Below are 22,258 nucleotides of genomic sequence, written 5' to 3'. Positions count from 1 at the left end.
CTAGGACTACGGCACGGGTCTATGCGAGCCGTAGCCGCGCCCGCAGCTTGGCTATGAATTGCATCGCGGCGGCAGGATAGAACAGCCAGGTCAGCCCGAAGAAAACCACTGCGCCAGCGGTGCCGCCCGCGACGAGCGAGAAGATGGCCGGCATATCGCCGAGAAGAGCGCTGGCAAGACTGGCGGCCAGCCCCGTGCAGACCGAAATGACGATCGAAACGCCGATGTCGCGCCATGGCACCGGCACCGGCGTGAGCCGTTCGCTGATGATGATGCAGGCTAAAAGTCCTGCGAGCGATCCGCCCGCCAGCGCCAAAGCAGCGCCGACCTCCGCCATCGGAGGGATCAACAGCACGGACAGTGCGATTGTCGCCACCGAGCCGAAGGAATTGGCGATGATCAGCAGCCACGGCCGCTTGTGCGCGTGCACCACGGTGCCATAGACGAAGCTGGCGAGATTGGCACACAGCACGCTGAAGGCGATGATCGGAAAGAGCAGGCCGAAACGGCCGTGATATTCGGAGGGCAGCAGGAGCTGCGTGATATCGCTGCTGAGTGCGACCAGCATCGCTGCGACCGGCAGGCAAAGGCGCATCATCAAGGCCATCAATTGCGACAGCAGCTGGCCCGATGCCGCAGGACCGTCGTCGTCGAACCGGCTGACCACCTCGGGAAAGGCGCCCATGTTGATGGAATTGGCGACCATATCAATGGGCTGGCGGGCCAGTGCATAGGCTGCGGCGAAGATCGCCACTGCGCCGGCATCGTAATAGATCTTGAGGAACACACGCTCGGCGCTGTGCAGGCCGAAGCCTACCAGCGCCATGATGACCAGGGGCAAGCCGAGGAGGAAGAACTCCTTTTGGGTGAAGCGTGGCGGACCGGCAACGACGCGTCGGGATGCCATGATGCCTGCCACGATACCGGCAATCAGCACGCCGAGGCTCGAGCCGAGCGATACCGTCAGAAATGAATCTTGAAACATGACGATGGCACCGATCGGCAGCGCGAGTTGCAGCACGGCGCGCAGGAACTCGAGGGTCGAATAGACCGAATGACGCTGCTGCATCTGCAGCACCGTCAACGCGAAGCGGCCGATGGAACCGGCGATCAGGTAGCTGCAGACTGCGATCGCGAACTCGACCCAGCGCTCCGGCACGATCACTGCGGAGGCGGCCACGGATATGATCAGCGCCAGGACCGTGCTGGCAAGCAACACCCGCCCGGCCAGCATCAGGCTGCCACGGCTGACGTCGCCTTTGCCCCCAAGCCTGAGCAAAGCGATGCGCAGCCAGTTGGTGACGGCAATGTCTGTCATTTCGCCCACGGTCACCACCAGGGTCAGCAGGCCATACTCGGTCTGATCGATCAGCCGCGTCACGATGACCAGCAGGAGCAGCGCGGAAATCCGCGTCAGCAGGATCGCCGGGGCATAGATGAGCGTGGAGCGCAGCAGCAAAGAGTTGTCCCCGGAAAATTCACCTTCGATTAACCGTCGACCGGCGGAAAATCCAGTGCGATGACGGCAAAGGGTGAACAGATTCAGTTTGAACTAACGGATTCGTCGTAAACCTTGTTTGAAACCTTTGCCTTGTCGTTCCGAATGGAGTCATGTTGCAGCGTCCGGTCCACAATCCAAAAGTCCATGTCCTTGTCGCGACGCCTTCGGGCGTTTCGGGGCAGGGTGGTATCGACCGCATCATGGGGGCGCTGAAGCAGGAGTTCGAGCGGCAGGAGATCGCCGACATCGATGTACGCTTCCTTGCCAGCCGCGGCTCGGGGCATGTCGCGTTTTCGATCTTCTATATGTTTGACTTTTGCTTGCGGATGCTCGCGGCGCGTTTGGCGAAGCGCGCCGATGTCATTCACATCAACATATCGGTTTCCGGCAGCACCTATCGCAAGATGGTGATCGCCGCCTGCGCACGGCTGCTGTCGATACCCTATGTCCTGCATTTGCATGGGGCGCAGTATGAGACATTCTGGAAAGACGATCGCAGCTTCATGGGCCGCCGCATCGAAGCTCTGTTCGAGCGTGCCGGTCGGGTGATCGTCTTGGGCAGGCTTTGGCGCGACTTCGTCGCCAGCCGGGCACCGGGGGCGGCCGACAAGATTGTCATCGTTCCCAACGCCACGGCGGTTCCATCCTTGGCGCATGTCGGTGGCGGCGACCATGTGCATCTCCTGTTCCTTGGCCGCATCGGCGACCGCAAGGGCGTCCCGCAATTGCTGGATGCGCTGCACTGCATGGAGCCGATCAAGAGTTGGCGCGCCACGATCGCCGGCGATGGCGACGTCGAGGCGGCACGGATGAGAACGGCCGAACTGGGCCTTGCCGAGCGCGTTACCCTTCCTGGCTGGGTCGGGCCTGACGAGGTCGCGTCGCTGATCGCTTCGGCGGACATTCTGGTGCTGCCCTCCTTTGCCGAAAATCTGCCCGTCTCGGTCATCGAAGGCATGGCTGCAGGTCTCGCGGTAGTGACGACGCCTGTCGGCGCCGTGGAGGACATCATCGCCAACGAGCAATCCGGGTTGCTGGTGCCGCCCGGCGATGTTGCGGCGTTGACCGAGGCGCTGACACGGCTGGTCGAAAATCCCGCATTGAGAGCCAGGCTTGGTGCTGCCGCGATGGCCGTGCATCGGGAACGGCTTGAGCTCGTACCTTTCGTCGGCGCGATCTGCGACGTCTGGAGGTCGGTCGCGTTAAAAGCTCAATCGGTCAAGCGCTGACGCCATCCTATGTAAACGTGGACGCTGAGCTTGCGCGCCGCGCAGGTGAGCCTAAGACGAGCAGCTGCGGGTCGAGCGCAATATCGATCCCATTGGCGTCACTGCGGCGCTCCAAGCTCAAATTCGCGATGGAATATCTCCAAATTCAACAGCGCCCAAATTAGCTTTTCGTGGTCTGCGGCACCGCTGGTATGCTCCGAGACGATTTGATCAAGGTGTTTGGCGCTCAAATAGCTGCGAATGACGGACTGAGAGGAGCAAAGATGGTCGTCCACGTAGTTCCTCATTGACCCGCGAAACCATTCGGCGACGGGCACCTTGAACCCGACCTTGGGGCGGTTGAGAATTTCCTCAGGAAGCATGTTGGCCATGCTGTTGCGCAAGATCAGCTTACCCTTCCGCCAACCCACCTTGTAGCGATCGGGCAATTTGCTGACGAACGCAACCAGATCGCGATCGAGGAACGGCATTCTTCCTTCGATTGAACCGGCCATCATCATCCGGTCGCCTCGTTCCAAGAGATTGTCAGGCAACCACGATGTCTGATCGAAAAATAGCGCGCGGCGAAGATGGGATGCCTTCGCGCTTGAGGAGAACGGGAAGTCGTTGCGTTCATTGAGGCAATTGGCCGGCGCACCGATGAGGCGACCGTGTTCCCGCGCTGTCATGGCCCCAAACCAGAAGATCATCCGAGTGGCAAAGTCCCTTTCGCCCGCGCTTCGGGCAAATGTATCGAACTTGGCCGATGCGCCAGGCATGGCGCGTATCAGAGGGGCGAGGACGTTGTTGTGGAGCAAGGCTGGAACGAGCGACCGGTAGATTCCAGCCAGTGACTCCGCGCGATGTTTGGGATACCCGCCGAGAATCTCGTCTGCCCCTTCCCCTGTGAGCACCATCTTGACGTCCTGCGAGGCTCGCTCCGACATCAGGTAAATTGGAATGTCCGAACTTTGTGAAACAGGCGCCCCCAGATGGCGAATCAACTTGGGCAGGTGGTCAATCAGGTCGTCCGCCTCAATGACCAGTTCGCAATGATCGGTCTTGAAATGATCGGCGACGCGTCGGGCGAATGGAAGTTCACTGTAAGCCGGTTCGCTGAAGCCGACCGAAAATGTACGAATTGGCTTGTCGCTGTGCTTGGTCATCAGGGCAACGATCGCTGACGAGTCGAGGCCTCCGGAGAGAAAGGCGCCAAAGGGTGCATCGCTGCGCATTCTGATCTCGACGGAATGGTCGAGCAGTTCCAGAAATCGCCGCTTGGCGGTTTCGTCGTCGATGTCCTCGGTCAGATCGGTTTGATCTGGAGGCGTATAATAGCGCGTTTCCGTCACGGTCCCTTGCGACCAAACGGCATAGCTTCCGGGGTTGAGTTTGCGGATTTGTTTAAAAAGCGTGCGCGGTCCAGGCACGTAACGCCAGCGCAGATACTCGTGCACAGCGTCCAGATCGAGCTGCTGCGCGTTTGGCTGCGATGACAACAACGCGTTGATCTCCGAGGCAAACGACAGCAATTTTTCGCTTTCCATAAGGTAAAGGGGCTTTTTGCCGAAGGGATCGCGGCCGAGGATCAATTCGTGCCTCTGAGCATCCCAGAGCGCAAAAGCGAACATGCCGCTCAATCGGTCAAAGACGGACAAGTGCCACTGATCATAAGCTCTGAGCAGCACCTCGGTATCGGAGCGCGTTCGAAAATGATGACCGAGGCCGATCAGTTCCTGGCGCAACTCGATATAGTTGTATATTTCGCCGTTGAAAATAATTCTGAGACGGCCGTCGTCGATATGCATCGGCTGATTTGAATCGGCGTTTAAGTCAATAATCGCCAGGCGGCGATGCACCAATGCCAATTGGTTCCCGCCGGTGTTCAAGTCCAAGAACTCGGTGCCTTCGGCATCGGGGCCACGATGCCGCAATGCGTTGGACATTCCGGCGGCCCGATATTGTGGGTTCTCGACTCTCGGCCCGATCCAGCCGGCAATTCCGCACATCATCTCTTCCCTGGGCGCGCGTGTTCGCGACGCTGTTTACGACGAATGTATTAAACACTTGGTTGCCGACGAACCGGATCGCGGAGAAAGCCGCCAAGGTGTTTCAAAGGCGGGCTTGACCGGTTCGATCAGGTTCTGGTCCTGAATGACGTGCCACCGACGGTTGCCGCGGAGACGGCAGCTCTTGCCGTCGCGTGATTGATCACTAGCTTGTGGCGGGACAGGATTGGCGTTGCCGCCCGGCTGCTCATCCGTCAAGAGGCGCATGGCTACGGCAGGCCCAGTGCCCGCAACATCTCCTGGTCCGGGACCGCAGGCCCTTCGGGCCGGATAACGGTCATCCCATAGGGATTGGAGAATTCCCAGACAGACCATGGTATCGCGAAGCGTTCCGCCTGCTGGCGCACCGCCTTGAGATAGCGCAGACGGTCGGCGTCGAATGCGCCCATGCGGCCGTCCGCAGACATGAGGATCACACCGAATTCACCCATGAAGAGCCGTCGGCTTGGAATGCCATGCGCCTCCGCCCAGTCGACCGCCTGACGGAAGCTCGCCTCGAGTTGGCTCGAGCCCCAATTGTGCTCGAAATATCGGGCGAATGCTTCACGCGCCGCGACCATGTTCATCGTTTGCTCGACCGGGCTCAGGCCGGCGGCGTCCATCTGCGCCTTAAGGGTTTCGGCCACCTTTTCGGGCGTACTGCTGTCGGCCGGCCAGGGCAGGCCCGAGGCGAAGGCGCCTGTCCCGTCGGGCCGCTGGTGCGTGAAACTGTGCGGCTCGTACATATGGAAGCTGTAGTAGAGGTTCGGATCGTCAAAGCCCGGGGTGAGATTGACCAGCCCGGCAATGCTGCCGCCACAGGCGCCTGTTGCGACGATGGTGAGTTCGCTGCTGACTGCGCGAATATCGCGGACCGTGTCTGCCATGATCCGCTGCCAGTCATCGCTGCCGCTCGAATCACAGGGGTAGTATGCCGGCTCGTTGTAAGGCTCGAAGGCTACCTTGTCGGTGCCAACCCTGGCCAGCATGGTGGCGACCGCCACAACCATTTCGCGATAGCTGGCAGCGCCTTCGCTGTCGGCACCGTCATAGATCATCTCCATGCTGTAGGCCGGAACCTGGGTGACGCCGTGCAGGTCGAAAACCACCTTGAGGCCGGCCGACGTGACCCGCTCGACCGCTGCGGCAAGTATGTCCAGCGCCTGCTGCCGTTTGGCGCCCTCGCTGGCAAGCAGAGGGCCGGGGTCGACGCTCAGCCGGACGAAGTCGAAGCCCATCGACCGAATGCGCGCAAACACTTCGCCACCCGGCCAATCGGTGAGCGGCCTATGTCCAGCGCGCCACTCCTCCTCGCTGCGATAGGGCGGCCAACTGTAGGATCCATCGTCCTCGACCGGCGACCAGTTGAGCCATTCATGCACGCCGACGCCGCGCTGGAGCTGGATCGGCGCAGCGTTGGCGGCTATCGCCATGCCGAGCACCCACGCTGCAACCCACGCCATCCTTCTCATCGCCACTCTCCGCATCATGGTCGGAGATATTAACCGCAGGATCGGAAAAGGAGGATTGCCGTCGTGCGGCTTTTCGACAGCATGGTATATAAGAATCGAAACCTTGGCGGAGCGCGTATGAGAGTCGGCTGGTACATCAACCGGTTGCGTAGCATGGAGCCGGCCGAGGTGTTGCACCGGCTGGGCGAGCAGCGTCGAAGGATCGCTTCGCGCCGCCGCGACGACGGTTGGGAGCGTTACGCTTCGCCCCAGTTGCAGCCGGTGCTGCGTCCATTGGGCGATGCTGCGCTGGCTGCGACACCGGAGCAACGGCAAGCCATAGCGGCGGCGGCGCAAAACACGCTTGGGGGCCAGTTTTCCGCACTTGGGCGGACATGGCCATGGCGCGATCGAGATCGGCTGTTTCCTCCCGAGCTTTGGCGCCTCGATCCGGTGACCGGCAGGTTTTGGCCGGGTCCCGAGGCCCATACTTTCGATATCGATTTTCGCCATGGCGGCGGCCGCGGCGATGTAAAATACGTTTGGGAGATCAACCGGCTGCAGCAGTTGCCGCCACTGGGCGCCCACCTGCTTCTCGCCGGCGACGACCAGTCCCGGATGGCCATAGAGGCGGCGATCGACAGCTGGCATTCAGCCAATCCGCCGTTTCGAGGGGTTTGCTGGGCCTCCGGCATCGAAGTAGCGCTGCGAGCCATCAGCCTGATTGTCACCATGGACCTCGTCGGCGACCGATTAGGCGCGGCGACACGGCAGCAAGTGGGTGAAATACTGGCGGCAAGCGCCTATTGGCTGCCGCGGTTCCCTTCTCGATTTTCCTCCGCCAACAACCATCTCGTCGCAGAACTGGCTGGCGAGTATCTGATCGGCCTGGCGTTGGGGACCGAATCCAACGCTGTCCGCGGCGCCCTCCTGGCTGAGGCGCGCAAGCAGATTCTCGCCGATGGCGCCGGTGCCGAGCAGACCCCGACATATGCGGCCTTCACCGCCGAACTAATTTTGCTGTGCGCCGCTGCGGCACGCCAGGCCGGAACGCCGTTTCCCTCGCCCGTCGAAGCGCGTCTGGCCGCATTTGCCAATTTCGTCGCTTGGCTCTCCCCAGCTGCCGGCTTTGGCGACAACGATGAAGGTCGCGTGCTGACGCTCGGGGACGAGCCGGACTATGTCCGATCCGTCGCCGCCGCCATCCGTGGCTTTTTACAGATGCCGGGCAACGCGGCGGCGCCACACGATTTTCGGGCGCTTTTCTTTGGCAGGCCGTCGGAACCGGCACCGGCGTCGCATGGGTTGCAAACGTTCACGCAAGGCGGGCTCTCCGTCTGGCGCGGTGAGATGAATGGCCGCAGCATCGATCTGACCTTCGACCACGGCCCGCTCGGCTATCTCTCGATAGCGGCTCACGGCCATGCCGACGCGCTGTCGCTCACCTTGTGCATCGATGGCGAGCCGGTGCTGGTCGACCCCGGCACCTGGCTCTACGGTTCGGGGGGCGTCTGGCGCGACTGGTTCCGCTCGACACCGGCGCATAACACGCTGAATATCGAGGGCAAAAGCCAAAGCATCATCGCCGGGATGTTCAACTGGTCGCACAAGGCGGTTGCGGCATTGGTGGAGAGCGAGCCGGGAACGCACTGGAAGCTGCGCGCCCGGCATGACGGGTATAGAAGCCGCTTCGGTGTCGTGCATCAGCGCACCGTGACGCACCAGGCCGACGGGATCGTCGTGACCGACCAACTGCTCGGCGGCAGGCGCGTGGCCGAGGTCGTCTTTCAACTCGCAGCCGGCCTCGGCACCAACCGAGACGGAAGCACGATCATAGTGCTGCGCGGCGACGAGCCGCTGATGACCATTCGGTTTCCGGACGCTGCGGTCGACATCCGCGCCGGCGGCGACGCACCGGGGCAGGGCGGCTGGGTTTCACCGCGTTTTGGCGCCAGGCAGCCAGCCGAACGCATCGCCTGGCACGGCGAAGTGGGCGAAGACGGAATTAAGATCCACCTCGCGGCAATCCCACCGTCGCAACGATAGCGACCGGCGCAGCAGCAGAGCGGGCCATCCGCTGTTCCGGCCGTATTCGAGATTAATTACGTTCCGACATTTAGCGTTTTGTTACGGTTGAACTGCTAATCTGGCGCAAATCCGGCATGCTTTTGCTCGTTGCAGCCGCAATAGCCACCTGGTTGCGGGCAAGATGCAGTGGGTTTGGCAAGTTTTTTGCTTCGTAATTCGCCGGTAGCCATTTTACGGCCCAGGAGCCACTGCACCGATGTTTTCTGAATTCGCCAGAGTGATTGTGGAAAAGCTTTCGAACGTCAATCTGGTGACGCTCGGCCTCCTATTTCTCACGGCACTGGGGAGCGCGGTGGTCGCTTACTGGCGAACTGTCGAGCACAAGTCCCTCAAGGACTTTTTCGATTTCGCTTTCCCGGCGGAAGTCATCCTGCATCCGTCGGCGCGAGCGGATGTCCTATTTTGGGTCACTAAACGGGCGATAATGCCTTTCCTGCTCATCCCTGCCGGCGTCACCTTCGTTGCCGCCGTGGGCTATGGGACGCACCAGGCAATCGGCTGGCTCCTTGATATCCAGGCGCCGCTCATCGACGGCCCGGCCGGACCGGTGACGATCGTCATCTTCACCGCAACCATGCTGATCGCCTACGACATTTCGTACTATCTCTACCATGTCGCCCAACACCACTTCCCGTTCCTATGGGAATTGCACAAAGTGCATCATTCGGCCGAGGTGATGGTGGGAATCACCAAGGATCGGGTTCATCCGCTGGACGATCTGATGAACCGTATCTGGGATGGTGTCATCCCGGGGATATGCTTCGGCATCTGGAGCCTGATCGCACTCGATCCTGTAGAGATCGCTATCTTCGGCATCAACGTCTATGTCATTCGCAACATCCTGATGATGGACTTTGTTCGCCATACCCATTTCAAGATTTCCTTCGGCCGGTTGAACAACATCATCTTGTGTCCGCACTGGCACCAGGTGCACCACAGCATCGACCCTCGCCACTACGACAAGAATTTTGGCCTGCTGTTTTCGTTCTGGGATCGCCTGTTCGGGACGCAGTTTGTCCCGGATCCGGATGAAGACCTCAAATTTGGCCTGATAGATCGCGATGTGCGCGACTATCAATCGCTCTTTGGGCTTTACATCCTGCCGCTCAAGAAGATGGGAGGGCATGTCGCCAGACTGTTCCAGAGGCGTCTCGATGTCATCGCACAGCCACAGGATCGTTCCCCTTCATGAACACCATTGTTTCGATTGACGCTTCGAGCGCAGAGCGCCTGGAAGTTGTCCGCTCGGCGGATCGCCTGGCTGCGATCGAAGCCCATTGGATGCATCTTTGGCATCGCACTGATGGGCTGATCTTTCAGAGCCATGCCTGGATTTCGGCATGGTGGAGTACCGTAGCGGACCGTGACCAGCGCGCGCTGCGGATCGGGTTGGTCTGGAATGGTGACAGGCTCGTTGCCGTCTTTCCCATGGCGATCGGCAAGCGCAAAGGCCTGCGGTTTCTCGAATGGGCGGCCGGCAGCTATACCGATTACGGGGATATTCTCGTTGCTCCGGAATGCTCCTCATCGGCGCTGCAGGACGTATGGGCCCGGATCTGTGAAGCCGGTGGCTTCGATATTGCCTTTCTCAATCATCTCTTGCCGGGTGCGGCGGTCCGCAGAATTTTCACTCCGGATACCTCTGGCGGGATCAGGCTTCGCCCCAATCACAGAGAGGAAGTCAGCTATCGCGTCGCCGGACAATGGGAGAGCGGAGCCGCGTGGTTCGCGGAGCAATCGAAAAAGACGCGGCAGAACTATCGGCGCGGCGTCAAGACGCTGGAAGAAGCCGGGAAAATGAAATTTCGCCTGCTTGCGCCAGACGAGCCGCTGCAGCCGGTACTGGACCGCCTCTCTGCCCTGAAGCGCAGATGGCTGGTGGAGCGCAAGCGTGAATCCCAACTTTTCGAAGAGGGAGCGCCAGTACTCGCCGCACTCGTCGAGGCACTGGCGCGCGCCGGCGTGCTGCACATTTTCGTACTTGAATGCAATGGCACGATGGTCGCAGTCTCCATCAACTTCGTCCAGCACCACACAATGATGGCCTTCGTGACCACTTTCGATCCGGATTTCAGCCAGGCGTCGCCCGGCATGATCCTGATGATGGACTACATACGGTGGTCGATCGATCACGGCTTGGGCACGGTCGATTTCCTGTGCGGCGCAGAGTCGTTCAAGCACAAATTCGCAACGCAGGGCGTTGTCCTGCAATCCGTTCTTGGGACGCGCACGGCGCAAGGCTCGCTCGCTTCTCTTGCCGATCGTATGCGCCAGACGGTCCGGCATGTACGCGGGCGCGGACTGATGCCGACAGCTTGATTTTCGGCTTGATCGGCGCCCGGAACACCGTGTCCGACACGCAATGGCAAGTGGTGTCCTATCGCTTCCCTCGTCGGGTCGCCGGCAGCACGAACCGCTCAAAGTGCCGATTGCGTCTGAGATGGAACGACCCGCCAGACCTTGTTGCCGACATCATCCGCCACCAGCAGGGCGCCGCGACGGTCTATCGCCACCCCCACAGGACGGCCAAAGGCCTTGTCGTCCTCGCTCAGGAAGCCGGTGAGGATGTCCTGAGGCGGGCCTGACGGCTTGCCGCCGGTAAACGGCACGAAAATCACCTTGTAGCCGCTGCGCGGCTTGCGATTCCACGAGCCATGCTGGCCGACGAACGCGCCATTCCTGTATTGAGGACCGAACAGGTCGCCCGTGTTGAAGGTCAGTCCCAATGAAGCCGAGTGCGCCCCGAGCGCATAGTCCGGCTTGATCGCCTGGGCGACGAGGTCGGGCCGCTGCGGCTTGACGCGATTATCGACATGCTGGCCATAGTAGCTGTAAGGCCAGCCGTAGAAGCCGCCATCCTTCACCGAAGTCATGTAGTCCGGCACGAGGTCGCTGCCGATCTCGTCGCGCTCGTTGACGGCGACCCAGAGTTCGCCGCTTTCCGGATTCCAGGACAGGCCGTTCGGATTGCGCAGCCCGGAGGCGAAGAGACGCGACTGCTTCGAAGCGAGATCGATCTCCAGCACTGCGGCGCGGTTCTCCTCTTCCTCCAAGCCGTTCTCGCCGACATTGGAATTGGATCCGACCGTCGCATAGAGCTTCGTGCCGTCCTGCGAGGCGGTCATGTCCTTGGTCCAGTGGTGGTTCCTCCCCGCAGGCAGGTCGACGATCTTCTCCGCCGGTGCGGTGATCTCGGTCGCGCCCTCCTGGTAGGGAAAGGCCACAATTGCATTGGCGTTGGCGACGTAGACCTTGCCGTTAAGTAGCGTCATGCCGAATGGCGAGAACAGCCCGGTGAGGAAGGCCGTTTTGGTTTCCGCCACCCCGTCGCCATCCTGATCGCGCAGCAACGAGATGCGATTGGCGCTAGACGTTTGCGCGCCGGCCTGGCTCTGGAAGAGGTTTGTGAAGAAGCGGCGTATGCTGCGTAAGCTCTCTATGAAGAAGCTGCGTATGCTGCGTATTCTGAAGCCCTCGTCCGGCTTGGGCGGGGCATTGCTCTCGGCCACCAGCACGTCGCCGTTTGGCAGCACGTATAGCCAGCGCGGATGGTCGAGCCCGCCGGCAAACTCGTTTACTGCAAATCCCTGGGCCGCGGTCGGCTTCGTGCCCTGCGGCCATGGCGCGGCCTTGGCGACATGGACGGTCGGCAGCCAAGTCGGATTGGGCTCCGGCAGGATCGGGTTGGGGCCATAGGTCTCCGCGATCGGAACCGTCGCCTCTTCGCGCGACAGGAAGAAGACCGCTCCGCCGGCGACGACGAAAAGAACGATCAGCATGAGAAGGGCGGCAAGCAACTTTTTCACCAGAACCTCGAAAATGTCGAAAGAACGCAAACGCGCTTATCGCGTTCCGGTTGCGGATGGAGCGGCGGATAGGGCGAAGTAGGCCGCAAGCGCGCGGACGTCGTCGTCCGTGAGACCCTTCGCGGCATTGGCCATGAGATGGCCGAAGCGCGTTCCACCCCGCTTTCCCGCCCTGAACAGCCCAAGCTGCGCCTCGATATAGCGCTCGGGCTGGCCGGCGATGGAGGGATAGAGCGCGCTGCGGTCCTGTCGTCCGTGACAGCCGAGACAGGCTGGCACGCCGGCCTCCTTGATACCCCTCTCGGCGATTTCCCTGCCGCGCCGGACAAGTGCTGGATCGCCCTCGCCGCCGGGGTGCCTCGTCGGCAGGGCGGCGAAATGCTTGGCCAGATCCGGCCAGGATTGAGGCCCTGCCGCAATGGCGGGCAGGCTCATCAAACCGCTTGCCCGACCTTCCTCGGCATAGGCACGCAGGCTTTCTAGGAGATAGGCCTCGCTCTGCCCGGCGAGAACGGGGATCGCAGGACCGCGCCCGAGACCGTCCCCACCGTGGCAGCGGCCGCAATCCGCGAGCGCCTGCCGTAGGGTTGCGGCAGCGCCTTCAGGAGGCGCAAGCCTTGCTCCATAGGCGAGGTCACGGTAGGTGGCTTCGTCCATCGACGGCAGTTCGCGCAGGAAGGCTACCATCGCCCAGACCTCGTCGTCGCGTTCCTGCGTCGGCCAGGCCGGCATGCCGGTGAAGCGCACGCCGTGCTTGACGATGCGGAAAAGTTCCGCGTCGGACCATTCGCCGACGGCCCCGGCAAGGTCAGGCGGCTGCGGCAGCATTCTCATGACGACAGGAGATCGCGGCTCGCCCGGCGCACCGTGACAGATGGCGCAGCCGCCCGCGAAATGTCCGGCGGCCGGCTGGATCGCATGACGCGGCAGAGCTTCTGGAACGTCGACCGCCAGCGCATAGGTGCGCACAGCCGATCGCATGGCGAATTGGAGAAACCATTCCGTGATCTTCCAGTGGCCGCTTGACGCACCGACATTGAAAAAGCCGATCCAGGCGGCCAGCACCACGACGAAGGGCAGAATGGCAAGTGCGATGGCGAGCTTCTTCCAACTGATATGCATCAGACCGCCTTCCGCGGCGGGGCGGCGAGCAAGCGCGCGAAAAGCGTCACGCCGCCGGCCAGATAGACCGCCGCGCCGACCAAAAGCATGATTACGCCGCCAAGTTCCTGATCCTGCTGCGCAGAAAGCGCGACGCCGAAGCAGCTTATCTCGCCCGTCCCGTAAAGCGGCCTCGGGGTCAGCGCCAGCAGCGCCCCGAGCAAGGTCATATGGATGGACGTGAGAAGCAAGGCGAAGGCGCCGGCGGCATTGCCTGTGATGTCCGAACCGCGGCGCGGCAGGCAGGCCAGCCACAGGAACAGCCCGGCGGCGAGGAACGTGGCCTGCTCGATGGCGGTCGCAAACAGCGAGCTTTGCGCCAGCGTCCGCAAGGCCGGCGCGTGCCAGGACCAGACAATGATAAGCTCGACGAGGGAGGCGGGAAGGGCGAGGGTGAACGCCCGGTTTGCATCTGGTTTCGGGCGGAGCGGGATTCCAATCGCCATCAGCGGCGCAGCGATCGCTACCACTCCCATATGCGCCAGCATGTGCGCCGAAAACGAATCCCGCCAGGCATCGAGCAGCGGTCCGACCCAGACCAGGGCGAGGACGAGGAGACCGAGGATGAGGCAGGCGCGTCTCACCGGATACACTCCGTCAGGAACAATGCCGGCATCGCGGTGAAGATCACGGCGATGAAGCTGAGACCCGAGAGCAGCAGCGTCGCAAAGCCCTGGAACAGGGTCCGGTCGCGTCTCGTCGGATCGTCGTGCGGCGGATCGTCTCTGCCGAAGCCCCATTGCCGCCAGGCGAGCCATGCGGATAGCGCGATGAGCGAGAGGGCGATCAGAGTGACGGCGGCGATGCCCGCGCGCACAGCGCTGAAACTCAGCCCGATAAGCTCGGGCTTCGCGCAATAGAGCGCCGCGCCGATGTAGCAAACGAGGAAATGCGCAGCCCACACCACGGGCGCGGTAAACAGCGTCCAGAGCGTTTCAATCTCTTTCGGGATGAGCCGCATCGCCGCCTCACATCGCTGCCGGAAAGAGGCCAATGATGGCGAAGGTGATGACGGCGGTGACCAGCAGAAAATGCCAGTAGAGCACCACGTTGCTTAGATCCATGTCATGCTTCGGCGTCAGTCGGCCGGCCAAAGAGCGGGCCAGGCAATAGGCCTGCATTACCGTGCCGAGCGCGGCATGAGCGAGCACCCAGATCACGAGGATCCACACGATTGCGGGATAGACGTGGCGCATCGGGTCCATGCCGGGAGACCACGGCGCGGCCAAGCCTGCGGCGGACGCGGCAACGGTGGTCAGCAGGGACGCTACCAGCAAGCCGCGCACAGTGGCCGTGGCGCCGCGCCTGTTGAACATGCGGGCCGCCACCATCAGGCCCCACGCTGCAGCGAACAGGATGGCAGCCAGCAGCGACCAGATCGCATCAGGCCCGGCAATCCCCGCGGTGAAGTCGGCATGGATCGTCCAGTAAAAGAAATAGCCGAAGACGAGGCTGGCGAAGGCCGTGCCGTCGCCCACCATGGTGATGAACATCGCCCACCAGCCGACCGAATCGGGGCCGGAGGCATAAAGCGGCAGGCTGAGGCCCAGGCCGACATCCTTTTCCGGCTTCTCGGGGATTTCGCCAGTGCCCGTCCAGAGCCAGTAGATGACGGCGCAAAAGCAGGTGATTGCGGCCATCGCCGTCGCGATCCACCAGTGGAAGGTAAGCGCGATGAAGGCGGCTCCGAGCGAAAGGGCCGAGACGATGGTGACATGGGAACTGCCGCCGACGCGCAGCACCTGGATGGGGTCGGCGTCGAGCACGGAGGTGACTAGTCCCTCGCGCCGTCCCTCTTCCGCGTCGGGCAGGTAACAGCGGCCTTCATTGACCTCGCGCGCAAGATCCTTCTGGTCCCAGAGGGGATAGCGGCTGCGCACGATGGGTATAGAGCGGACGCCCCAGTCCTCCTCCGGCTCGGAAATCCATTCCAGCGTGCCAGCATTCCACGGGTTGAGTTCGTCGCGCGGCTCCCGGTGCTTCGGCCTGAGCACGTCGAAGACAACCACCAGCACGCCCGCGGCGAAAATGAAGGCTCCGGCCGTCGAGATCAGGTTCAGCCAATCCCAGCCGATTTCGGCCGGATAGGTGAAGACGCGCCGGGGCATGCCGCGCAGGCCGCTCAGATGCATGGGGAAGAAGCCGATGTTGAAGCCGCAGAACATCAGCCAGAAGGCGAGCCGTCCCAGACGGTCGGAGAGCTTCTTCGCGTCGATCAGCGGGTAATAGTAGTAGAGCCCGGCCACGACCGGGAAAAGCATGCCGCCGATCAGCACATAATGGAGGTGCGCGACGACAAAGTACGTGTCGTGCGCCTGCCAGTCGAAGGGTGCGAGCGCCACCATCACGCCCGTCAGTCCGCCAATGACGAAGATGGCAAGTCCTCCGGTGCCGAACAGCATCGGGGTCGAGAAGATCACCCGGCCGGTCAGCATGGTGGCGATAAAGACGAAGATCTGCACGCCCGTCGGGATCGCCACCGCCTCGGAGGCCGCCGAGAAGAAGGCCAGCGAGATCTGCGGCAGGCCTGTCGCAAACATGTGGTGTACCCACAGGCCGAAAGAAAGGAATCCCGTTCCCACTGCCGCGAGCACGATCCAGGAATAACCGACGATTGGACGCTGGGAAAAAGTCGGCACGATCATCGCCATCAGCGCGATAGCCGGCAGGAAGATGATGTAGACTTCCGGATGGCCGAATATCCAGAACAGATGCTGCCACAGCAGCGGGTCGCCGCCGCGCGCTGCGTCGAAGAACGGCCAATCGAACATCCGTTCCATCTCGAACAGGAGGTCGCCGGCGATCAGCGGCGGGAAGGCGAACAGGATCATTCCAGCAACGATCAACAGGTACCAGGCGAAGAGCGGCATCAGGTTGATGCGCATGCCCGGCGCGCGGCATTTCATGATGCCGACGATGAGCTCGACGGCGGCCGCGATCGAGGCGACTTCGATGAAGGAAAGGCCGAGCAGCCAGATGTCGGCGCCGATGCCGGAGAACTCCTTGTCGGTGGCGAGCGGCGGATACATGAACCAGCCTGCCGACGGCGCCGCGCTGAAGAAGATGGAGCCGCACACGAAGATACCGCCGAGGAAAAAGCTCCAAAAACTGAACGCCCCCAGGCGCGGAAACGGCATCTCGCGCGCGCCCAGCATCGGAGGCAGGAGGAAGATCGCGACTGCCTCGAAGATAGGCACCGCGAACAGGAACATCATCACCGTACCGTGCAGGGTGAAAGCCTGGTTGAAGAAGTCGGCCGACAGGAAGTCGTTGTCGGGCACGGCGAGCTGCAGGCGCATCAGCAGCGCGAGCGCGCCGGCGAACAGCATGAAGGCGAAAGCCGCCGAGCTGTACCAGAGGCCGATCTGGAAATTGTTCACCGAGGTCCAGTAACGCCAGCCGGCCGGATTGGCCCAGACGGCGCGCAGCCGCTCCTCCTGCGCCTTGTATTCCTCCAGCGAGCGCTTCTTGATCGCAGCGCTCATTGCAGGCCTCTCAGCCAGGCGGCGATGGCGCGAATGTCGTCCGGCGGCAACATGTCGAAGGCCGGCATCCTGGAGCCGGGCTTGATTAGTTCGGACCGGGCGATGAAGCGGGCGACGGCGTCTTCGGTGTTGGGCAGGATGCCGGCTCCGACGGTGGCGCGGGAACCGAGATGCGAAAGATCCGGGCCGATCAGGCCGCGCGCATCGGTGCCCGCGACGAAATGGCAGGACCCGCAGCCATGGCGCAGGAACAGCGCGCCGCCGCTCGCGCCGGCGCCTTCCGCGGGAATTGCCTGGGCGGCGAGCCAGGACCGGAATGCTTCGGGCTCCATCGCCACGGCCGAGAACGCCATCAGCGCGTGAGACGTGCCGCAATATTCCGCACAGGGCCCGCGGAAGATGCCGGGTTTCGTAGCCAAAAGCGAAAGCCTGTTGGTGCGACCGGGGATCATGTCCATCTTGCCGCCGAGCGGTGGGATCCAGAAGGAATGGATCACATCGGCGCTTTTCAGGGTGAATTCGACGCGCTCGCCGACCGGCAGCCTGACCTCGTTGGCGGACGCGACCGGCGGTCCCTGAGCTGGGCGGTAGACAACTTCCCACCAGAACTGCCTGCCGGTGATTTCAATCCGCAGGCCGGCGGCGCCCGCCTGGGCGAAGGGCCGAAGGCCAGGCATCAGCCACAGTGCATAGGCGAGCAGGACACAAAGCGTGACCGACGGGAAGACCACGCCGCCCCAAAGGATGATCCTGCTGGCAGACTTTTCGGCCAGCCTGCGGCGGTTGAATAGGGCTGAATGAAGAAGCACGCCGAGCACGCCCAGCCAGATGACGGCGCCGCCACTTAGCATTATCCAAAACAGTATGGCTATCTGCTGCGCTTCCGCTCCCGCGGGCTCAAGGACCGACCGGGCGCCGGCAAAGCCGCTCGCCAGCGATAATGACGCAGCGGACAGGCTGAAATATTGACCCATTTCCAACCCCTCCGCCGTAAACCGGCGAGAGGGGCGGAAGGTTCCCGGCAACTGAGCTTTCGAACTAGCTGCATTCGCCGTTGCTATTTGGGCAATTTTTCAACGAGTGACGAAACAATCGCGCTCGATCCCCGTATGCCCGTCATAGTTAGCGTTGGGGCGAATGTTGGGGGCGAGCCTTGGGATTGTCCATGCCAAAGCAGGCGACGATGAGCGCAACCGGCTTGGAAGTTTTTGACAAAAACCCTGCAGACGACAAACATCTGGCTGGACGAGATCATGGCCGGGCCCGATAGGCGCGTTGCCTGGCATATGCTGGGAGCTGTTTGACGCACCTTGCGGGATTTGCTGCAGATCGAACTGGCTGCCAATTTTGGGGGCGGGGCTGCCGCTTCTCGTGCGTGGAGCCTACTATGATCGGTATCGGCCGCGTGATCTGCCGACCAGCAGCCGTTCATTGGAGGACTTCCTGCAGCGGGTGGCCGAGGAGATGAAATCCCTCGACCCGTGAATCCCGAGGATGCGACGAGATCCGTGTTCAAAGTTCTCGCCAGGCATGTCGACTTCGGCCAGTTGGTCAAGGTGCGAGCCGCGTTGCCGAAGCAGATCCAGGCGCTTTGGCCCGAAAGTGTTGGACTTTAGCAGCAGCAAGACAAAAGTCTGAGCTCTCGATACGGTTCTCAGCTGCCTCGGCCCGGCCGGTCCTTTTCCTCGCGATACAGTCGCTCAGTGGCCCGATCGCTTTCTCTGCGCTCTGCAGGCCCCCGACGGCGCCACGTGAGGAGTGCGTAAGCGATCACGATTGCTAGCAGTAGCGGGCCGCCAGCAACGACGATCAACCACATACTGTTCTCGAACATGGAACATCTCCTTCCCTCGTTGCCAGAAGGAGCAAACCGTTGCTCCCTTCCGGTCCAGGGGTGGACAGTGCAGTGTAGATCTCTTCACCGAATGACCTGTGCGCCGCCAACTCAACTGCTGAGCGCAGGCGGCCTGGTTCATTCCTCCAGAAAAACAGCTTGTTCGCGACGGGCTGTTGCACTCGGCACGCGCTGATGGAAGAATGGATATCCCTCGGAAACGTTCCATTGTGCGAGCCATTCGCTGGCTGGCTTTCAGGCGTTCACTATATCTGTCTCGACCCCTAACATCCGGTCGCAGACGCACTACGTGATGATAGGGAACCACAAAGGCTTTCCGATAGTTGAATGAAGGGCGAGAGCAACCAGACCGGCCGGGGCGAGGATACCATGCGCGAGAACCAGTCCGACGTCTTCGATCTGTTTTCGGAGATTTACACGAATGCGGCGCAGGAGGAGATAAGCATCCAGCAATATCTCCTTGCCTGCCGCGAGGATAAATCGATGTATGCCTCGGCGCCCGAACGGATGGTCGAGGCGATCGGCGAGCCTACCCTGATCGACACCAGCATGGATGAGCGGCTCGGCCGCATTTTCGCCAACAGGACAATCAAGGTCTATCCCACCTTCTCCGAGTTTTATGGCATGGAGGACACGATCGAGCGCATAGCCGGCTATTTCCGCTATGCCTCTCAAGGGCTCGAGGAACGCAAGCAGATCCTCTATCTGCTTGGCCCTGTCGGCGGCGGTAAGTCCTCGCTCGCCGAACGGCTGAAGAAGCTGATGGAGCAGCGTCCGATCTATACGCTGAAGGTGGGCGGCCAGATCAGCCCGGTTTTCGAATCGCCGCTCGGGCTTTTCAATCCTGACCGCATGGGCGACCTTTTGGAGGACAAATACGGCATCGCGCGGCGCCGGCTGAACGGCCTGATCTCGCCGTGGGCGGCCAAGCGCCTCGATGAGCTGTCCGGCGACATCTCCAAGTTCAGCGTCGTGAAGCTGATGCCTTCGCGGCTGCGCCAGATCGGCATCGCCAAGACCGAGCCGGGCGATGAGAACAACCAGGACGTTTCGGCCCTGGTCGGCAAGGTCGATATACGACAACTCGAGAATTTCAGCCAATCCGATCCGGACGCCTATTCCTACAGCGGCGGCCTGAACCGGACCACGCAAGGGTTGCTTGAGTTCGTCGAGATGTTCAAGGCGCCGATCAAAGTCCTCCATCCTTTGCTGACCGCTACCCAGGAAGGCAGCTACAACGGTACGGAGAACTTCGGATCTTTTCCTTATCAGGGCATCGTCGTAGCCCATTCCAACGAGTCGGAATGGCTGCAGTTCAAGAACAACAAGAACAACGAGGCGTTCCTCGACCGCATCCTGGTGGTCAAGGTGCCGTACTGCCTGCAGGTCACCGAAGAAAGGCAGATCTACGAAAAGCTGCTGCGCGAAAGCGAGTTGGCTTCCAGTCCCTGTGCACCGGAGGTGCTGGACATTCTCAGCCGGTTCACCGTCTCGACCCGTCTGGCCGAGCACGACAATTCGCCGCTTTACACGAAGATGCGCGTTTATGACGGCGAGAACCTCAAGGACATAGATCCCAAGGCGAAGTCGGTTCAGGAATACCGCGATGCCGCCGGTGTCGACGAGGGCATGACGGGCGTCAGCACGCGCTTTGCTTTCAAGATCCTGTCGCAGACATTCAACTACGACACCAAGGAAGTGGCCGCGGATCCTGTGCATCTGATGTACATTCTGGAGGAGGCCATCAAGCGCGAGCAGTTCCCGAAGGAAACGGAGGCCGCCTATCTCGACTTCATAAAGTCGGAACTGGCGACGCGTTATGCCGAGTTCATCGGCCATGAGATTCAGAAGGCCTATCTGGAGTCCTACAGCGAATACGGCCAGAACCTGTTCGACCGCTACATCGCCTACGCCGATGCCTGGATCGAGGATCAGGACTACAAAGACCCCGATACAGGCCAGATCCTCAATCGCGAGGTACTGGACAACGAACTGTCGCAAGTCGAAAAGCCGGCCGGCATTGCCAATCCCAAGGACTTCCGCAATGAGGTCGTGAAGTTCGCGTTGCGCGCCCGGGCGAGGAACAATGGCCGCAACCCCTCATGGACAAGCTATGAAAAGCTGCGCGAAGTCATCGAGAAGCGGATGTTCGGCCAGGTCGAGGATCTGCTCCCGGTGATCAGCTTCGGCTCCAAGCAGGACAGCGTAACGGAGAAACGGCATACCGAGTTCGTGCATCGGATGGTCGGACGCGGTTACACCGAACGTCAGGTCCGCCGGCTGGTGGACTGGTACATGCGGGTGAACAAGGCGGGCTGAGGCCGGTCGGGGTGGTTCCATGCCGATCTTTGTCGATCGCCGACTGAACCCGAAGGACAAGAGCCTCGGCAACCGCCAGCGCTTCCTGAAGCGTGCGCGCGAAGAGCTGAAGCGAAGCATCCGGGATCGGATTCGTACCGGCAAGATCGCTGATGTCGACAGCGAGCATGCCGTCTCGATGCCGGCGAGGGGCACAGCCGAGCCGAGCTTCAGCGATGCGAAAGACAGCGGCAAGCGGCAGCACATCCTGCCGGGCAATAAGCATTTCGCCCCGGGCGACCGGGTTCCCAAGCCCGGTCAGGGCGGCGGCGGTTCGTCTCCCGGGAAAACGGTCTCGGAGGACGATTTTCGTTTCGTGCTCTCGCGCGAGGAGGTGCTCGACCTCTTCTTCGAGGATCTCGAACTTCCCGACATGGTCAAGCTCAACCTCAAGGAGATACTTGCCTTCAAGCCGCGCCGCGCAGGGTTCGCCGCGACCGGTTCGCCGACCAACATCAATGTCGGGCGCACGATGCGAAACAGCCATGGTCGCCGGATTGCGCTCAGGCGCCCGAAGCAGGAGGAGCTTGATGCGATTGCGGAGCAACTCGCAATCCTGGAGGCAGAGCCCCAGAGCGCGGGGCCGGTACGCCAACGCATCGCAGCGTTGCGGGAAGAGCTTGAGCGACTTGAGCGCCGCCGTAAGCGGATCGCCTATGTCGATCCCGTCGACATCCGCTTCAACCGTTTTGACGCCCAGCCCGTGCCGAATGCCAATGCGGTCATGTTCTGTCTCATGGACGTATCCGGCTCGATGGGCGAACGCGAGAAGGATCTGGCCAAGCGCTTCTTCGTGCTGCTGCACCTGTTCCTGAAACGGCGCTACGACCGCACCGAAATCGTCTTCATCCGCCATACGCACGAGGCGCAGGAGGTGGACGAGGAAACCTTCTTCTACAATACGCAAAGCGGCGGTACGGTCGTTTCCACGGCACTTGAGGAGATGCGCCGCATTATCGAGCAACGCTATCCCAGCAACGAGTGGAACATCTATGCCGCCCAGGCATCGGACGGCGACAATTTCGTAACCGATTCCGAGCGCTGCATCGGCCTGATGGACGGCCAGATCATGCGCCTGTGCCAGTATTTCGCCTATGTCGAGATCATCGACGAACGTGAGAGCCATATTTTCGGCAGCACCGACAATGGAACCTCGCTGTGGCGCGCCTACAGCGCTGTCAACCAGAGATGGCCGAATTTCCAGATGAGCCGTATCGCCAACGCATCCGACATCTATCCGGTCTTTCGCCAGCTCTTTGCCAGGCAGCCGGTCTTCCAGAAAAGCGCTTGAGGGGAG

The 22,258-nt window shown here is 61.6% G+C and carries 15 protein-coding genes and 1 pseudogene; 7 read left to right on the top strand and 9 right to left on the bottom strand.

Going from position 1 to position 22,258, the window contains the following annotated elements:
• Positions 1-19: 19 nt before the first annotated feature.
• The gene (locus CIT31_RS12655) at positions 20-1,459 is read right to left on the bottom strand and encodes a lipopolysaccharide biosynthesis protein (RefSeq protein WP_095518844.1); all 1,440 of its coding nucleotides are present in this window, start codon (positions 1,457-1,459) and stop codon (positions 20-22) included.
• Positions 1,460-1,611: 152 nt separating this feature from the next.
• Here CIT31_RS12655 and CIT31_RS12650 point away from each other — a divergent pair, with 152 nt between their 5' ends.
• Positions 1,612-2,730, top strand: a complete 1,119-nt coding sequence (locus CIT31_RS12650) for a glycosyltransferase family 4 protein (RefSeq protein WP_245316210.1) — start codon at positions 1,612-1,614, stop codon at positions 2,728-2,730.
• A gap of 98 nt (positions 2,731-2,828) precedes the next feature.
• Here CIT31_RS12650 and asnB read toward each other — a convergent pair whose 3' ends face one another.
• Entirely contained in the window at positions 2,829-4,718 is a 1,890-nt protein-coding gene (gene asnB / locus CIT31_RS12645) for an asparagine synthase (glutamine-hydrolyzing) (protein ID WP_095519357.1), read from the bottom strand.
• 269 nt (positions 4,719-4,987) lie between these two features.
• Positions 4,988-6,229: a glycoside hydrolase family 5 protein gene (locus tag CIT31_RS12640; protein ID WP_095518843.1), complete on the bottom strand. Its 1,242-nt coding sequence runs from the start codon at positions 6,227-6,229 to the stop codon at positions 4,988-4,990.
• Positions 6,230-6,346: 117 nt separating this feature from the next.
• Here CIT31_RS12640 and CIT31_RS12635 point away from each other — a divergent pair, with 117 nt between their 5' ends.
• The 3 genes from CIT31_RS12635 (at position 6,347) to CIT31_RS12625 (ending at position 10,615) form a co-directional block, all read left to right on the top strand.
• Positions 6,347-8,254, top strand: a complete 1,908-nt coding sequence (locus tag CIT31_RS12635) for a heparinase II/III family protein (RefSeq protein WP_095519356.1) — start codon at positions 6,347-6,349, stop codon at positions 8,252-8,254.
• A 238-nt stretch (positions 8,255-8,492) separates the two neighbouring features.
• Complete coding sequence (locus tag CIT31_RS12630) at positions 8,493-9,488, top strand: sterol desaturase family protein (protein ID WP_095518842.1); 996 nt, start codon at positions 8,493-8,495, stop codon at positions 9,486-9,488.
• Entirely contained in the window at positions 9,485-10,615 is a 1,131-nt protein-coding gene (locus CIT31_RS12625; protein ID WP_095518841.1) for a GNAT family N-acetyltransferase, read from the top strand. Before CIT31_RS12630 ends, CIT31_RS12625 begins: the two co-directional genes overlap by 4 nt.
• A 98-nt stretch (positions 10,616-10,713) precedes the next feature.
• Here CIT31_RS12625 and CIT31_RS12620 read toward each other — a convergent pair whose 3' ends face one another.
• From CIT31_RS12620 to coxB, 6 genes are all read right to left on the bottom strand, one after another.
• Positions 10,714-12,075: a PQQ-dependent sugar dehydrogenase gene (locus CIT31_RS12620; protein WP_095519355.1), complete on the bottom strand. Its 1,362-nt coding sequence runs from the start codon at positions 12,073-12,075 to the stop codon at positions 10,714-10,716.
• Positions 12,076-12,138: 63 nt separating this feature from the next.
• Positions 12,139-13,224: a c-type cytochrome gene (locus tag CIT31_RS12615; RefSeq protein WP_165778424.1), complete on the bottom strand. Its 1,086-nt coding sequence runs from the start codon at positions 13,222-13,224 to the stop codon at positions 12,139-12,141.
• The gene (locus CIT31_RS12610; RefSeq protein ID WP_245316202.1) at positions 13,224-13,847 is read right to left on the bottom strand and encodes a cytochrome c oxidase assembly protein; all 624 of its coding nucleotides are present in this window, start codon (positions 13,845-13,847) and stop codon (positions 13,224-13,226) included. The genes CIT31_RS12615 and CIT31_RS12610 overlap by 1 nt, the downstream gene beginning before the upstream one ends.
• Positions 13,844-14,224, bottom strand: a complete 381-nt coding sequence (locus CIT31_RS35085; protein ID WP_245316201.1) for a hypothetical protein — start codon at positions 14,222-14,224, stop codon at positions 13,844-13,846. Before CIT31_RS35085 ends, CIT31_RS12610 begins: the two co-directional genes overlap by 4 nt.
• 7 nt (positions 14,225-14,231) lie before the next feature.
• Positions 14,232-16,748, bottom strand: coding sequence for a cytochrome c oxidase subunit I (gene ctaD, locus CIT31_RS12605; protein ID WP_095518840.1), 2,517 nt, complete (start codon positions 16,746-16,748; stop codon positions 14,232-14,234).
• Positions 16,745-17,722 (bottom strand): cytochrome c oxidase subunit II, encoded by a 978-nt coding sequence (gene coxB / locus CIT31_RS12600; RefSeq protein WP_095518839.1) that lies wholly within the window; start codon positions 17,720-17,722, stop codon positions 16,745-16,747. The genes ctaD and coxB overlap by 4 nt, the downstream gene beginning before the upstream one ends.
• Before the next feature lie 209 nt (positions 17,723-17,931).
• On the opposite strand from coxB, the pseudogene CIT31_RS35080 reads away from it, so the two are divergent.
• From CIT31_RS35080 to CIT31_RS12580, 3 genes and pseudogenes are all read left to right on the top strand, one after another.
• Positions 17,932-18,364: pseudogene (locus CIT31_RS35080) on the top strand (DUF2267 domain-containing protein).
• Between the two features lie 608 nt (positions 18,365-18,972).
• Entirely contained in the window at positions 18,973-20,922 is a 1,950-nt protein-coding gene (locus tag CIT31_RS12585) for a PrkA family serine protein kinase (RefSeq protein ID WP_029350511.1), read from the top strand.
• Positions 20,923-20,941: 19 nt separating this feature from the next.
• The gene (locus CIT31_RS12580; protein ID WP_029350513.1) at positions 20,942-22,252 is read left to right on the top strand and encodes a YeaH/YhbH family protein; all 1,311 of its coding nucleotides are present in this window, start codon (positions 20,942-20,944) and stop codon (positions 22,250-22,252) included.
• Positions 22,253-22,258: the final 6 nt, after the last annotated feature.

Origin of the sequence: Mesorhizobium wenxiniae, assembly GCF_002284535.1 — a bacterium.
Taxonomy (GTDB): Bacteria; Pseudomonadota; Alphaproteobacteria; order Rhizobiales; family Rhizobiaceae; genus Mesorhizobium; species Mesorhizobium wenxiniae.
The sequence above is the reverse complement of the archived record's forward strand: the minus strand, read 5'-3'. Positions and strand labels throughout refer to the sequence as shown.

Coding starts and splice junctions, on each gene's coding strand:
- CIT31_RS12620 (WP_095519355.1), bottom strand. CDS start 12,075: ATGCTGATCGTTCTTTTCGTCGTCGCCGGCGGAGCGGTCTTCTTCCTG.
- CIT31_RS12585 (WP_029350511.1), top strand. CDS start 18,973: ATGCGCGAGAACCAGTCCGACGTCTTCGATCTGTTTTCGGAGATTTAC.
- CIT31_RS12580 (WP_029350513.1), top strand. CDS start 20,942: ATGCCGATCTTTGTCGATCGCCGACTGAACCCGAAGGACAAGAGCCTC.
- ctaD (WP_095518840.1), bottom strand. CDS start 16,748: ATGAGCGCTGCGATCAAGAAGCGCTCGCTGGAGGAATACAAGGCGCAG.
- CIT31_RS12650 (WP_245316210.1), top strand. CDS start 1,612: ATGTTGCAGCGTCCGGTCCACAATCCAAAAGTCCATGTCCTTGTCGCG.
- CIT31_RS12615 (WP_165778424.1), bottom strand. CDS start 13,224: ATGCATATCAGTTGGAAGAAGCTCGCCATCGCACTTGCCATTCTGCCC.
- CIT31_RS35085 (WP_245316201.1), bottom strand. CDS start 14,224: ATGCGGCTCATCCCGAAAGAGATTGAAACGCTCTGGACGCTGTTTACC.
- CIT31_RS12635 (WP_095519356.1), top strand. CDS start 6,347: ATGAGAGTCGGCTGGTACATCAACCGGTTGCGTAGCATGGAGCCGGCC.
- asnB (WP_095519357.1), bottom strand. CDS start 4,718: ATGTGCGGAATTGCCGGCTGGATCGGGCCGAGAGTCGAGAACCCACAA.
- CIT31_RS12625 (WP_095518841.1), top strand. CDS start 9,485: ATGAACACCATTGTTTCGATTGACGCTTCGAGCGCAGAGCGCCTGGAA.
- coxB (WP_095518839.1), bottom strand. CDS start 17,722: ATGGGTCAATATTTCAGCCTGTCCGCTGCGTCATTATCGCTGGCGAGC.
- CIT31_RS12630 (WP_095518842.1), top strand. CDS start 8,493: ATGTTTTCTGAATTCGCCAGAGTGATTGTGGAAAAGCTTTCGAACGTC.
- CIT31_RS12640 (WP_095518843.1), bottom strand. CDS start 6,229: ATGAGAAGGATGGCGTGGGTTGCAGCGTGGGTGCTCGGCATGGCGATA.